This window comes from Burkholderia sp. BCC0405, assembly GCF_902833075.1.
Taxonomy (GTDB): Bacteria; Pseudomonadota; Gammaproteobacteria; order Burkholderiales; family Burkholderiaceae; genus Burkholderia.
Map to the genome: position 1 here is coordinate 69,393 of NZ_CADFEO010000008.1, position 12,790 is coordinate 82,182.

Annotated in this window: 8 protein-coding genes, 3 tRNA genes and 2 pseudogenes; 9 read left to right on the forward strand and 4 right to left on the reverse strand. The window is 66.2% G+C overall.

The genetic code is table 11. The annotated features are described in order from the left end of the window. Positions 1-31: 31 nt before the first annotated feature. The 3 genes from HWX36_RS15310 to rnr all read right to left on the reverse strand — a co-directional run bounded on the left by HWX36_RS15310 (position 32) and on the right by rnr (position 4,383). Positions 32-904, reverse strand: coding sequence for an N-acetylmuramoyl-L-alanine amidase (locus HWX36_RS15310; protein WP_175952912.1), 873 nt, complete (start codon positions 902-904; stop codon positions 32-34). Between the two features lie 97 nt (positions 905-1,001). Continuing rightward, a complete protein-coding gene (gene rlmB / locus HWX36_RS15315; protein WP_039358863.1) occupies positions 1,002-1,745 on the reverse strand; it encodes a 23S rRNA (guanosine(2251)-2'-O)-methyltransferase RlmB in 744 nt (247 codons plus the stop codon). A 148-nt stretch (positions 1,746-1,893) separates the two neighbouring features. Beyond that, complete coding sequence (gene rnr / locus HWX36_RS15320; protein ID WP_175952913.1) at positions 1,894-4,383, reverse strand: ribonuclease R; 2,490 nt, start codon at positions 4,381-4,383, stop codon at positions 1,894-1,896. A 249-nt stretch (positions 4,384-4,632) separates the two neighbouring features. Between rnr and HWX36_RS15325 the strand changes: the two genes are divergently transcribed. Continuing rightward, positions 4,633-4,719 (forward strand) — tRNA-Leu (locus HWX36_RS15325). A 178-nt stretch (positions 4,720-4,897) separates the two neighbouring features. On the opposite strand, the pseudogene HWX36_RS15330 reads toward HWX36_RS15325, so the two are convergent. Beyond that, positions 4,898-5,403 (reverse strand): annotated as a pseudogene (locus tag HWX36_RS15330) (MarR family transcriptional regulator). Here HWX36_RS15330 and HWX36_RS37165 point away from each other — a divergent pair. The 8 genes and pseudogenes from HWX36_RS37165 to HWX36_RS15365 form a co-directional block, all read left to right on the forward strand. Continuing rightward, positions 5,365-5,627: pseudogene (locus HWX36_RS37165) on the forward strand (aliphatic sulfonate ABC transporter substrate-binding protein); the annotation flags it as partial. The pseudogenes HWX36_RS15330 and HWX36_RS37165 overlap by 39 nt on opposite strands. Before the next feature lie 112 nt (positions 5,628-5,739). Beyond that, positions 5,740-5,826: transfer RNA gene (locus tag HWX36_RS15335), tRNA-Leu, on the forward strand. A gap of 562 nt (positions 5,827-6,388) precedes the next feature. Then, positions 6,389-6,475: transfer RNA gene (locus HWX36_RS15340), tRNA-Leu, on the forward strand. A gap of 357 nt (positions 6,476-6,832) precedes the next feature. Beyond that, complete coding sequence (locus HWX36_RS15345) at positions 6,833-8,080, forward strand: ROK family protein (protein ID WP_175952914.1); 1,248 nt, start codon at positions 6,833-6,835, stop codon at positions 8,078-8,080. Continuing rightward, on the forward strand, positions 8,067-9,620 hold the full coding sequence (locus HWX36_RS15350; protein WP_175952915.1) for a sugar ABC transporter ATP-binding protein: 1,554 nt from the start codon (positions 8,067-8,069) through the stop codon (positions 9,618-9,620). The genes HWX36_RS15345 and HWX36_RS15350 overlap by 14 nt, the downstream gene beginning before the upstream one ends. Positions 9,621-9,657: 37 nt before the next feature. Beyond that, positions 9,658-10,695 (forward strand): ribose ABC transporter permease, encoded by a 1,038-nt coding sequence (locus HWX36_RS15355; protein WP_175952916.1) that lies wholly within the window; start codon positions 9,658-9,660, stop codon positions 10,693-10,695. Positions 10,696-10,777: 82 nt separating this feature from the next. Further along, a complete protein-coding gene (locus tag HWX36_RS15360) occupies positions 10,778-11,722 on the forward strand; it encodes an ABC transporter substrate-binding protein (protein ID WP_175952917.1) in 945 nt (314 codons plus the stop codon). Between the two features lie 131 nt (positions 11,723-11,853). Continuing rightward, positions 11,854-12,789, forward strand: a complete 936-nt coding sequence (locus HWX36_RS15365) for a carbohydrate kinase (protein WP_175953098.1) — start codon at positions 11,854-11,856, stop codon at positions 12,787-12,789. Position 12,790 lies beyond the last annotated feature (1 nt).

Genomic DNA, 12,790 nt, shown 5'->3' on the forward strand with positions numbered 1-12,790 from the left:
GCCCTTTTTCGGCGCACCGCGTGCCGCGCATTCAGGGCGCGCCCGCGGCAGGCGCGGCGTCAGCCGGTTGCGTGTCGGGGAAATACTTGTCGAGCAGCGCCTGCGCGATCGCGTCGGTTTCGGCGTCCGGATTGCCCGAATAATCGGCCGGCCGAAAATGCATCTGGAACGCCGCGAACACGCGTCGCGTGCGTGCGTCGAGCACCCCATCGGTGGCCACGTCGTAGCCGTAGCGCGCGAGCTTGCTCTGCAGTTCGCGCACGTCGGCCGGCGCATGCGGATCACGACCGCCGAGCCGCGCGGTCACGGTCGCGTCGTCCGGCCACGCGCCGACACCGGCCTGGGCCAGCGCATGCCAGGGAAACAGCGGCCCCGGATCGATCTTGCGTTGCGGCGCGATGTCGCTGTGCCCGACCACGCGCGTCGGCGGAATCCCGTAGCGCGCGACGATGTCCTTCGACAGCCGGGTCAGCGCCGCGACCTGTTCGGGCGGATAGGGCTGCCAGGTGCGGTTCTGCGGATCGAGCGGCCCGCGGTTCACGTTCTCGATGCCGATCGACACCGCGTTCAGCTCGGTCGTGCCCTGCCACTCGCTGACGCCCGCGTGCCATGCACGTTCCGATTCCGGAACGAGCTGGTAGACGACCGGCATCCCGCGCTCGATGCGCGGTTGCGGCGGGATGACGTAATGCACGCTGACCGAATCGCCCGTCAGCGTGCGCAGCGATTTCGCCTCGTCGCTTTCGGTGTAATGCATCACGAGGAAGCGGATCCGCGAATCGGCGCCGCGCGCGTGCAAGCTCGTGTCGGCGTAGTAGGTGCCGCGTTCGACGAGCGACGGCGACGTGCAGGCGGCCAGCAGGCACAGTACGACGCAGGATGCACCAACGCGAAACAGGGTCATCGGTTGCGAGCTCCGGAGAGCCGCGTGCCGCATCGGATCGCGGCACGCGTCGTTCGGGTCATTTGAGGCCCGCGCAGGGCACGCGGGACGGGCTGCGTCAGCCCTTCACGCGCCGCTGGCGCACGGCTTCGTACAGGCACACGCCGCTTGCGACCGACACATTCAGGCTTTCCACGCTGCCGGCCATCGGAATGCTCATCACTTCGTCGCAGGTGTCGCGCGTAAGCCGGCGCATGCCTTCGCCTTCCGCGCCCATCACGAGCGCGACGGGGCCGTCGAGCTTCGTTTCGTAGAGCGTTGCCGATGCCTCGTCCGACGTGCCGATGATCCACACGCCGGCGTCCTTCAGCTCGCGCAGGGCGCGGGCGAGGTTCGTCACCGTGATGTATGGCACCGTATCGGCCGCGCCGCTCGCGACCTTGGCCGCGGTTGCGTTCAGGCCGACTGCACGGTCGCGCGGCGCGATCACCGCGTGCGCACCAGCCGAATCGGCGACACGCAGGCACGCGCCGAGGTTGTGCGGATCGGTGACACCGTCGAGCACCAGCAGCAGCGCCGGGCCCTGGATGCCGTCGAGCAGCTCCGACAGGTTCTGCGCGAGCGGGATGTCCTCGACACGCGCGACGACGCCCTGGTGACGCTCGGTATGGGCGAGGCCCCACAGGCGCGTTTCGTCGGCCGCGATCAGCCGCACGCCCGCTTCCTTCGCGGTGTGCAGGAAGTCCTGCATGCGGCGGTCGCGGCGCGTCTGGTCGTACAGCACCTCCGCAACCGTCGATGCATCGTGCCGCAAACGTGCGGTCACCGCATGAAAACCGTAAAGAACCTTCAGACGTGACATGACTGGAACAACCTTCGATCAAACGTGCGGCCGCGCGACGCGCGCAGCCGCGATCCATGGAAAAGGAAAGCGCCGCGTTGCCGGCTGATGGCCGGTAACGCGGCGTCTCTCGATACTGCAGGGCGGGCGCTGACGCCGCCCCGAATGCTCAATACTTCTTGCGGGCGCGCGTCTTCTTCGCGGCCGGCTTCGCCGCCGCGCCGCTGCCGCTGGCGCCCTTCTTCTTCGCGGCGGCACGCGCGGCGCGCGCTTCATTCACCGCGACGCTCGGCGCGCTCGCGGCCTTCTTGCGACGCAGCGCAGGCTCCTCTGCCTGGGGCAGCGCGCGTACGCGCGGGCCGTTGCCGTTGCCGCGCTCGACAGCGCCGCCAGCCGAAGCCGGCGCGGGCGAAGGACGCGGCGCCTTCACCGGCGTATCGCGCACAAGACGGAAGTCGATCTTGCGTGCATCGAGATCGACGCGGCTCACCTGCACGCGCACGCGATCCGACAGGCGATAGCGGATGCCCGTGCGTTCACCGCGCAGCTCGTTCTTGATCTCGTCGTACTGGAAGTAGTCCGAGCCAAGTTCCGTGACGTGCACGAGCCCTTCGATGAAGAGCGTGTCGAGCTGCACGAAGATGCCGAACGACGTGACGCCGTTCACCATCCCGCCGTACTCCTCGCCGAGCTTGTCGCGCATGAAATAGCACTTGAGCCATGCCTCGACATCGCGCGACGCTTCGTCCGCACGTCGCTCGTTTGCCGAGCAGTGCAGTCCGAGTTCTTCCCAGATCGCCGTGTTGTTCGAGCGCGAGCGGCCGCGCGCTTCGTCGTCGGCCTGCTGCATCGCACGGGCACGCGGCGACAGCGCGGTGTTCAGCTCGAAGCCATCCGGTGCCTTCGGCACATACTTCTTGCCCGACAGGATCGCGTAGATCGCGCGGTGCGTGAGCAGGTCGGGATAGCGGCGGATCGGGCTCGTGAAGTGCGCGTACGCCTCGTAAGCCAGACCGAAGTGACCGATGTTGTCCGGGCTGTAGACGGCCTGCTGCATCGAGCGCAGCAGCATCGGCTGCAGCATCTGCGCATCGGGCCGGTCGCGGATCTGCGCCATCAGCGCCGCATAGTCGCTCGCATGCGGCTTGTCGCCGCCGCCGAGCGACAGGCCCATGCCGCGCAGGAACGCGCGCAGGTTCTCGAGCTTCTCCGGCGTCGGTCCCGCGTGCACGCGGTACAGGCCCGGATGCTTGTTACGCTTCAGGAAGTCGGCCGCGCAGACGTTCGCGGCCAGCATGCATTCCTCGATCAGCTTGTGCGCATCGTTACGCTGGCGCGGCACGATCTGCTCGATCTTGCCCTGCGAGTTGCAGACGATGTAGGTCTCGGTCGTGTCGAAGTCGATCGCGCCACGCTTCTGCCGCGCGGTGAACAGCGACTTGTAGACGCCGTACAGGTCCTGCAGGTGCGGCAGCAGGTCCGCTCGACGCGCAGCCTCCGGTCCCTTCGTGTTCGACAGCACGGCGGCGACTTCGGTATACGTGAGGCGCGCAGCCGAATGGATGACGGCCGGATAGAACTGGTACGCCTTGATCTCGCCGCGCGCGGTGATCACCATGTCGCACGCCAGCACGCAGCGGTCGACATGCGGATTCAGCGAGCACAGGCCGTTCGACAGCTTCTCCGGCAGCATCGGAATCACGCGGCGCGGGAAGTAGACCGACGTGCTGCGCTCGAGCGCGTCGGCGTCGAGCCCGCTGCCCGGCTGTACGTAGTGCGATACGTCGGCGATCGCGACGATCAGCCGGTAGCCGTCGCCACGGCCGACCTTGACCGGCTCGCAGTAGACGGCGTCGTCGAAGTCGCGGGCGTCCTCGCCGTCGATCGTCACGAGCGGCACATCGCGCAGGTCGACGCGGAAACGCAGGTCGGTCGGCCGCACCTTGTCGGGCAGCGCGGCAGCTTCGTCGAGCGCCGGCTGGCTGAACTCGTGCGGCACGCCGTACTTGCGCACCGCGATTTCGATTTCCATGCCCGGATCGTCGATGTCGCCGAGCACCTCGACGACACGGCCGAGCGGCTGCGAATGGCGGCTCGGGAAATCGGTCAGCTCGACGACGACGACCTGCCCGACCTTCGCCTTCTTCACGTTCTGCGTGATCAGGATGTCATGGCCGATGCGCTTGTCTTCCGGTGCGACGATCAGCGCGCCGTTCTCGTTGAGCAGGCGGCCGATCACGCGCTTGTTCGCGCGCTCGGTGACTTCGACGACATGCCCTTCCGGGCGGCCGCGGCGATCGTAGCCGACGATCCGTGCGAGCACGCGATCGTTGTGCATCACCTTCTGCATTTCGCCGTTCGGCAGGAACAGGTCGTCCTGGCCGTCGTCGCGGATGACGAACCCGTAGCCGTCGCGATGCCCCTGCACGCGCCCGGCGACGAAATTCGACGGATGGGTCAACTGGTAATGGCCGCGCTTGTCGAGGCGAATCTGGCCGTCGCGTTCCATCGCGGCGACACGTCGGAAGAACCCCTCGCGCTCCTGACGCTTGATCGACAGTGCTTCCGCGATGTCGTTGGCGGCCAGCGGCGCGTCGCTCGTACGCAGCACGCCGAGAATTTCTTCACGGCTCGGAATGGGGTACGGATATTTGCTCAAGGGTTTGTCGATGGTTGTTCTCGTTGCGTTGATTGATGGTGCACGGCATCAACATAGAGGTGTCCTTCAGACAGTTCTATATTGACGGCGGCGGGTCATTCTATCACCCGCCTGTGTCGCCAAAAGACCGGAATGCCGCGAGCAGGCGCGGCGGAGCCCGGTTTGCGATGCATCGTAAAAAAGTGTTGACACGAATAATTGGGGCGCTATAATTTCGCTTCTTTGCAGCAAGCAGCTACTGCAAAACGTGCCCAGGTGGCGGAATTGGTAGACGCACTAGGTTCAGGTCCTAGCGGTGGCAACATCGTGGAGGTTCGAGTCCTCTCCTGGGCACCATCTGTATTCAAAAAGGTCGGCTTCTAGCCGGCCTTTTTTCATTTCCGGCCCAGGAAGCAAAGCGCCTGCGCGCTTTGCGCGAGGACTCGAAAGGCTGCGCTTGCAAGCGCAGCCGGGGTCGCGCATGCGTGACCGAGTCCTCTCCTGGGCACCATCTGTTTTCTGAAAAGGTCGGCTTCTAGCCGGCCTTTTTCATTTCCGGCGCCAAGGAACGGCGCTCGGCTTGCTCGCCGACGAACTTGTGCAGCAGCCGTGACAGTTCGTCAAACTCGGTCTTCGAAAATTTCCGCAAGCGGGCGTTGAGCACCTTCGGCGCAATCTCCGGAATCCGCACGGCAACCGGCTGCCCCGCTTCGGTCAGCGCGAGGTTCACCACCCGCCGATCGCTCACGCTGCGCGACCGCTCGACGAGCCCCTTACACTCCAGCTTGTCGAGCACGCGCGTCATCAGCCCGGTGTCGACACCGAGCCGCTTCGACAATTCGAAAGGCGTCGCCGCACTGCCGGTGCGCAGGGACGCAGGAACAGCAGGACGCCCATTTACCGCGCCGTGATATCGAGATCCTTCAACGCCGCATCCATCTCGGACGCGATCAGATTGCGCGCCTTCACGAGCACGAACCCCACGCTTTCGGTTTTCCGCTCGACCCGTTGTCGCCGGCGGACACACGGCTGCGCGACCACCCGCAGGAAGCCGCGAATACACTCGCGCCGATCTGCGGGCTCGACGCGGCAACGAACGCGCGCCGCAGCTATGTCGTCCGCGCAGCGGTCGCGCGAAACTTCGGCGAACAGCAGAAGACGCCAACATATTCCTCACGGCCGGACTGCTGCCGGCCCGCGTCGACACGAGCCAGACCCAGCACTGGAATTTCGCCGCGAAACACGCTCATCCGGCCGGCACGTGAGAATCCGTCGCGCAAGAGGCAATATTTTTACCGCCTTGAGTGAAATTGTGTTGACAGACTCCGCCAACACGCTAGAATAGCGGTCTTCGCACTGCAGCAATAAGCGAAACGTGCCCAGGTGGCGGAATTGGTAGACGCACTAGGTTCAGGTCCTAGCGGTGGCAACATCGTGGAGGTTCGAGTCCTCTCCTGGGCACCATCTGTATTCAAAAAGGTCGGCTTCTAGCCGGCCTTTTTTCATTTCCGGCCCAGGAAGCAAAGCGCCTGCGCGCTTTGCGCGAGGACTCGAAAGGCTGCGCTTGCAAGCGCAGCCGGGGTCGCGCATGTGTGACCGAGTCCTCTCCTGGGCACCATCTGTTTTCTGAAAAGGTCGGCTTCTAGCCGGCCTTTTTTCATTTCCGGTCCAGGAAGCAACGCCTGCTCGCTTCGCGCGAGGATTCGAAAGGCTGCGTCGGCAAGTGAAGCCGGCGTCGCGCGTGCGTGACCGAAACCTGCCCTCCCGACCGCCATCCGCTTTCAAGAGTTGCCTACCTCCAGCTGATCTCGCGTCATTCCCGACTGCGGAATTGATGTGCCCACGTGCGCGACCGGAATCGCAAATTCGGCGATGCACGTCGGCGGCCGCGACGTTTGCGCACCCCGCCCGATGCCCCGAACAAGCCCGCTAAATTATTTTCGTTCGCGACCTCAAATTCTGTTGACAGCCAAGCAATACGCGCTATAATTTTGCTTCTTTGCAGCAAGCAGCTACTGCAAAACGTGCCCAGGTGGCGGAATTGGTAGACGCACTAGGTTCAGGTCCTAGCGGTGGCAACATCGTGGAGGTTCGAGTCCTCTCCTGGGCACCATCTGTTTTCTAAAAAGGTCGGCTTTTAGCCGGCCTTTTTTTATTTCCGACGCCCCCTGTCCCGAGAGCAAACCAGTCACTTCGGTTTGCGTGGCCAGCACCAGCGAGCCGTAACGGCACGCGGCCAACCCGGCGACAACCCATTGCCCCGGGTTCTGACCACCCCACAAGCCACCCTGGGCCTGATCTTCTCGATCTCCGCGCTCCATCCCCGATTCCGGACACCCCGCACCAGCATCCCCGCCCCCACCCCAAGCCGGGATTTCCCTAGGCTGACATTCCGCCGCTCACGCAGTTAAATAAATCAACGTGATTTATTTAATGCGCCGCCGAACGGCGCACCATGGAAGGAGACGCCATGAGAAGCCCGCACTTCGGCCAGGGAAGCAATTCGGCCAACGTGCGCCGTTACAACGAGCGCCTGCTGCTGAAGACGCTGCGGCGCGCGGGCAGCGCGTCGAAGGCTGACCTCGCCCGCCTTGCGAACATGACGGGAACGGCAGTCGGCAGCATCATCACGTCGCTCGCCGGCGCGAAGCTGATCGAATTCGCTGGCCGCACGGAAGGCCAGCGCGGCCAGCCCGCCTCGCTGATCCGCCTCGATCCGCGCGGCGCGTTCGGCATCGGCGTCCATCTCGACCGCATGCGCATCGAAACGGCACTCGTCAATTTCGCGGGCGACGTGCTCGGCCGACGCTCGCACGACACGCTGCTTCCGCCGCCCGCCGACGTGCTCGAGATCGTCCGCCATGACATCGACGCCATGCAGGCCCTGCTCCCCGACCACGAGCGCGCACGCCTGACCGGCATCGGCGTCGCGCAGCCCTACAACCTCGGCGCGTGGATGCGCGAACTCGGCCTCGCACCCGACACGTTCCGCGCGTGGGAAGACGTCGATTTCGCGGCCGACCTCGGTCGCACGCAATCGCTACCCGTCTTCGGCGAAAACGACGGCAACGCGGCCGCGATCGCCGAACTGTTCTACGGATACGGCCGGCAGTGCGACGACTTCGTCTACCTGTTCATCGGGCCGGCAATCGGCGGCGGCATCGCGATCGATGGCGACTGCCTGCGCGGCGTGACCGGCAATGCGGGCGACGTCGCCGTGATTCCCGTGCCGCCGAGCCGGCTGGCTTCCGCGCCGCCGCCGCGCGGCCCGTGGGACATCCTGCTCGCGCGCGCATCGCTGCATGCGCTGGTGCGCCACCTGCGCCATCACGGCGAGACGGTCGACAACCGGGCCGATCTCGAAGCCTGCATCGCCCGCGGCCTGCCGGCCGTCGACGAATGGATCGACGATTGCGTCGACGCCCTGGCACCGGCACTGCGCGCGATGCTGTGCGTGATCGATGCGCCGGTGGTCGTGCTCGACGCCGATACCGACGCGGGCCTGCTCGACGCGGTCACGACGCGCCTGCGCGCAGCGCTCGTGGCCACCGCGCCCGAAGCGCGCGGCACGCCGGTACTCGTACGCGGCACGTTCGGCGCCGACGCCGGTGCGATCGGCGCGGCCACGCTGCCGATGTTCTTCAACTTCTCTCCGCGGGCCGGCATTCTCAAGGGCGCCCGCACCGACTCGCAGGAGGTCAACCATGTCGCGATCTGAGTCGCCCCGCCCGCTGCTCGAGATGCGCGGGATCAGCAAGACGTTCCCGGCCGTGCGCGCGCTCGACAACGTCAGCCTGACCGTCTATCCCGGCGAGATCCATTCGCTGATGGGCGAAAACGGCGCGGGCAAATCGACGCTGATGAAAATCCTGTCGGGCGCATACCGCGCCGACGCCGGCGGCGAGATCCTGATCGACGGCGCCCGCATCGACATCGACGGCCCGCTTGCCGCGCGCGATGCGGGCGTCGCGGTGATCTACCAGGAGCTGTGCCTGTCGCCGAATCTGACCGTCGCGGAAAACATCTATATTGGCCGCGAACTGCGGCGCGGCAACCGGCGCTGGGGCACGATCGACCGCGCGGCGATGGCGCGCGGCTGCGAGGACGTGCTCGCGCGCCTGGGCGCATCGTTCGGGCCCGACACGCTCGTCGATACGCTGTCGATCGCGGAGCAACAGCTCGTCGAGATCGCGCGCGCCGTGCACACCCGTGCGCGCATCCTCGTGATGGACGAACCGACCACGCCGCTGTCGTCGCGCGAAACCGAGCACCTGTTCCGGCTGATCCGCCAGTTGCGCGAGGAGGGTCTCGCGATCATCTACATCAGCCACCGGATGGCGGAGATCTACGAACTGTCCGACCGGGTGTCGGTGCTGCGCGACGGCACGTACGTCGGCACGCTCGAACGCGCATCGCTGTCAGCCGAGCGTCTCGTCGCCATGATGGTCGGCCGCGACATCTCCGGCTTCTACAAGAAGGAACACGCGCCGTACGACCCCGGCCACCTGCTGCTGTCGGTACGCGACATCGCCGACGGCTCGCGCGTGCGCGGCTGCAGCCTCGACCTGCACGCCGGCGAAGTGCTTGGCATCGCGGGGCTCGTGGGCGCAGGCCGCACTGAACTCGCGCGTCTGATCTTCGGCGCCGAACCGCGCGTGCGCGGCGATGTGAAGGTGGGCGAGCGCACGTTCGGCGCGCACTCGCCGCGCGACGCGATCGATGCCGGCCTCGTCTACCTGACCGAAGACCGCAAGCGCCAGGGCCTGTTCCTCGACATGAGCGTGCGCGACAACATCAATATCTCGGTCTGCAACCGCGATGCGCGGCTCGGCGCACTCGACCTCGCGCGCGGCGCCGAACGCGCACGCGACGCCATCACGTCGCTGTCGATCCGCGTTCCCCACGCGAACGTCAACGTCGGCGCGCTGTCCGGCGGCAACCAGCAGAAGGTGCTGTTGTCGCGGCTGCTCGAGACGAAACCGCGCGTGCTGATCCTCGACGAACCGACGCGCGGCGTCGACATCGGCGCGAAATCCGAGATCTACCGGATCATCAACGAACTGGCCCGTGCCGGCGTGGGCGTGATCGTGATCTCGAGCGAACTGCCGGAGATCATCGGCGTGGCCGATCGCGTGCTCGTGATGCGCGAAGGCGAAATCGCCGGAGAACTCGGCGGCTACACGCAGACGCCCATCACGCAGGAAGCCATCATCGCGCTCGCCACCGGCTCGCAGGCCGAACTCGCCGACGCGCACTGAGCCCTTTTCATTTCTTTCTTACATTCAGGTTACCGAAATGATCAACCCGACCAAGCAGCGGAACCTCGCTTCCGCGACGGCCCATCCGGTCGCCAACCGTACGCCCCTGATGCGCGGCGCCGATCATCGCGCCCGCATGCAGTCGCTGATCCGCACCGCCGGCATGCTGCCGGTGCTGCTCGTGCTGTGCATCGGCTTCGGCTTCCTGACCGACGGTTTCTTCACGCTGCAGAACCTGTCGATCGTCACGCAGCAGGCGTCGATCAACATCGTGCTCGCCGCCGGCATGACCTTCGTGATCCTGACGGGCGGCATCGACCTGTCGGTCGGCTCGGTGCTCGCTGCCGCCGCCGTCGCGGCGCTGCTCGCGTCGACCATCCCGGGCTGGGGCTGGCTCGGCGTGCCGTTCGCGCTCTTCGTCGGCCTCGTGTTCGGCGCGATCAACGGCGGCCTGATCTCGTTCCTGCGCCTGCCGCCGTTCATCGTCACGCTCGGCGCAATGACGGCCGTGCGCGGCGTCGCGCGCCTGATCGGCAACGACACGACCGTGTTCAATCCGCAGTTGCCGTTCGCGTTCATCGGCAATGGCACGATCCTCGGCGTGCCGTGGCTCGTCGTGATCGCGTGCGCGGTGATCGCGATTTCGTGGTTCATCCTGCGTCGCACGGTGCTCGGAATGCGCATCTATTCGGTCGGCGGCAACCCGGAAGCCGCCCGCCTGTCGGGCATCAACGTGCGTGCGATCCAGATGTTCGTGTATGCGGCGTCGGGCCTGCTCGCCGGCCTCGGCGCGGTGATGTCGGCCGCGCGGCTCTACGCGGCCAATGGCCTGCAGCTCGGCCAGTCGTACGAACTCGACGCGATCGCCGCGGTGATCCTCGGCGGAACGAGCTTCGTCGGCGGCGTCGGCTCGATCGTCGGCACGTTGATCGGTGCGCTGATCATCGCGGTGCTGACGAACGGCCTCGTGCTGCTCGGCGTGTCCGACATCTGGCAGTACATCATCAAGGGGCTCGTGATCATCGGCGCCGTCGCGCTCGACCGCTACCGCCAGCGCGATTCGGCGCGCACCTGAGCGCCTTCCCGTCCATTCAACCTTGCGGCGCAGGCCGATCCCTGCGCCCGCTCGACAAGCAACTTCACGGAGACACAACGACATGTTCAAGCACAAAGCCGCCCTCACCGCCGCCGCCTGCGCACTCGCCTTCGGCGCTTCCGTCGCGCACGCGGCCGACAAGCCGCTCAAATCGATCGGCGTCACGGTCGGGTCGCTCGGCAACCCGTACTTCGTCACGATCGTCAAGGGCGCCGAGGCGCGCGCCAAACAGATCAACCCGAATGCGAAAGTCACGGCCGTGTCGGCCGACTACGACCTGAACAAGCAGTTCACGCAGATCGACAACTTCATCTCCGCGCACGTCGACATGATCCTGCTCAACGCAACCGATCCGAAGGCGATCGAGCCGGCGGTGAAGAAGGCGCAGGCAGCCGGCATCACGGTCGTTGCGGTCGACGTCGCGGCCGCCGGCGCGAACGCGACCGTGCAGACCAACAACGTGAAGGCCGGCGAGCTGGCATGCGACTACATCGCGAAGAAACTCAACGGCAAGGGCAACGTGATCATCGAGAACGGCCCGCAAGTGTCGGCCGTGATCGATCGCGTCAACGGCTGCAAGACCGTGCTCGCGAAAAACGCCGGCATCAAGGTGCTGTCGAGCGACCAGGACGGCAAGGGCTCGCGTGAAGGCGGGATGAATGCGATGCAGGGCTACCTGACGCGTTTTCCGAAGCTCGATGCGGTATTCACGATCAACGACCCGCAGGCGATCGGCAGCGATCTCGCCGCGAAACAGCTGAACCGCCCGGGCATCGTGATCACGTCGGTCGACGGTGCGCCCGATATCGAAGTCGCGCTCAAGTCGAATACGCTCGTGCAGGCGTCGTCGAGCCAGGATCCGTGGGCGATGGCGCAGCAGGCCGTCAACGTCGGCTACGGCATCATGAACGGCCAGAAGCCGGCCAACCCGATGATCCTGATCGAACCGACGCTCATCACGCGCGACAACGTGAAGACCTACAAGGGCTGGAGCGCGCCGCGCTGATCGCGCCGCCCGTCCACCCGCGCAACCGGGCAGTGCCGGGCCGCATCGCAACGTGCGACGGCCCGCACTGTCCGCCTTTTCAGATCAATCGCTGCATGACCGCGCACAACGCCGCGGCACAAGGTTTCGACATGACGACGACGTTTCCCCGCCTGATCGTATTCGGCGAAGCATTGACCGATTTCATCCGCGACGACGCGCAGCACTGGCACAGCGTCGCCGGCGGCTCATGCTGGAACGTCGCGCGCGTCGGTGCGCGACTCGGCGTGCCGACGGCCTTCGCCGGCACGGTCAGCCGCGACACCTTCGGCGACGAGCTGATGCGCAAGAGCGCCGACGCCGGGCTCGACCTGCGCTTCATGCGGCAGGTCGATCGCGCGCCGCTGCTCGCGATGGTCGTGTCGAAGCAGCCGCCCCACTACTTTTTCATCGGCGAGAACAGCGCCGATCTCGCGTTCGATCCGGCGGACCTGCCCGCCGGCGCACTCGACGCGACCGAGATCGTGCACGTCGGTTCACTCGGTGTCGTGCGCGAGCCGCTCGCGTCGCGCCTGATCGAAGTTGCGCAAGCTGCGCGGGCGGCCGGCAAGCGGATCTCGTTCGACCCGAACTTTCGTGCGCCGATGGCCGCGCCGTCGTATCGCGACACGCTGCGCCGGCTGGCCGGGCTCGCCGACTGGATCAAGGTCTCCGACGAGGATCTGCGCGGGCTGTTTCCCGAACTCGATGAAGCCGCCGCGCTCGCGCAACTGCGCACGTGGGCGCCCGACGCAACGATGCTCGTCACGCGCGGCGCATCCGGCATGCAACTCCTGCATCGCGACACCGTGCTGTTCCAGCCCGCGTTCCCGACCGAAGTGGCCGACACCGTCGGCTGCGGCGATGCGAGCATCGGCGGCTGGCTCGCCAGCCAGCTCGCGCGTCCCGATGCATCAGCCGCCGACCATCTGCGCTACGCAGCCGCGTGCGCGGCGGTCGCCTGTGAGCATGCCGGCGCCTATGCGCCGACGGCAGCCGAAGTGACCGGCATGATCGATCGCTCCGCCGGCGTCGTCGTTTCCCAATAGC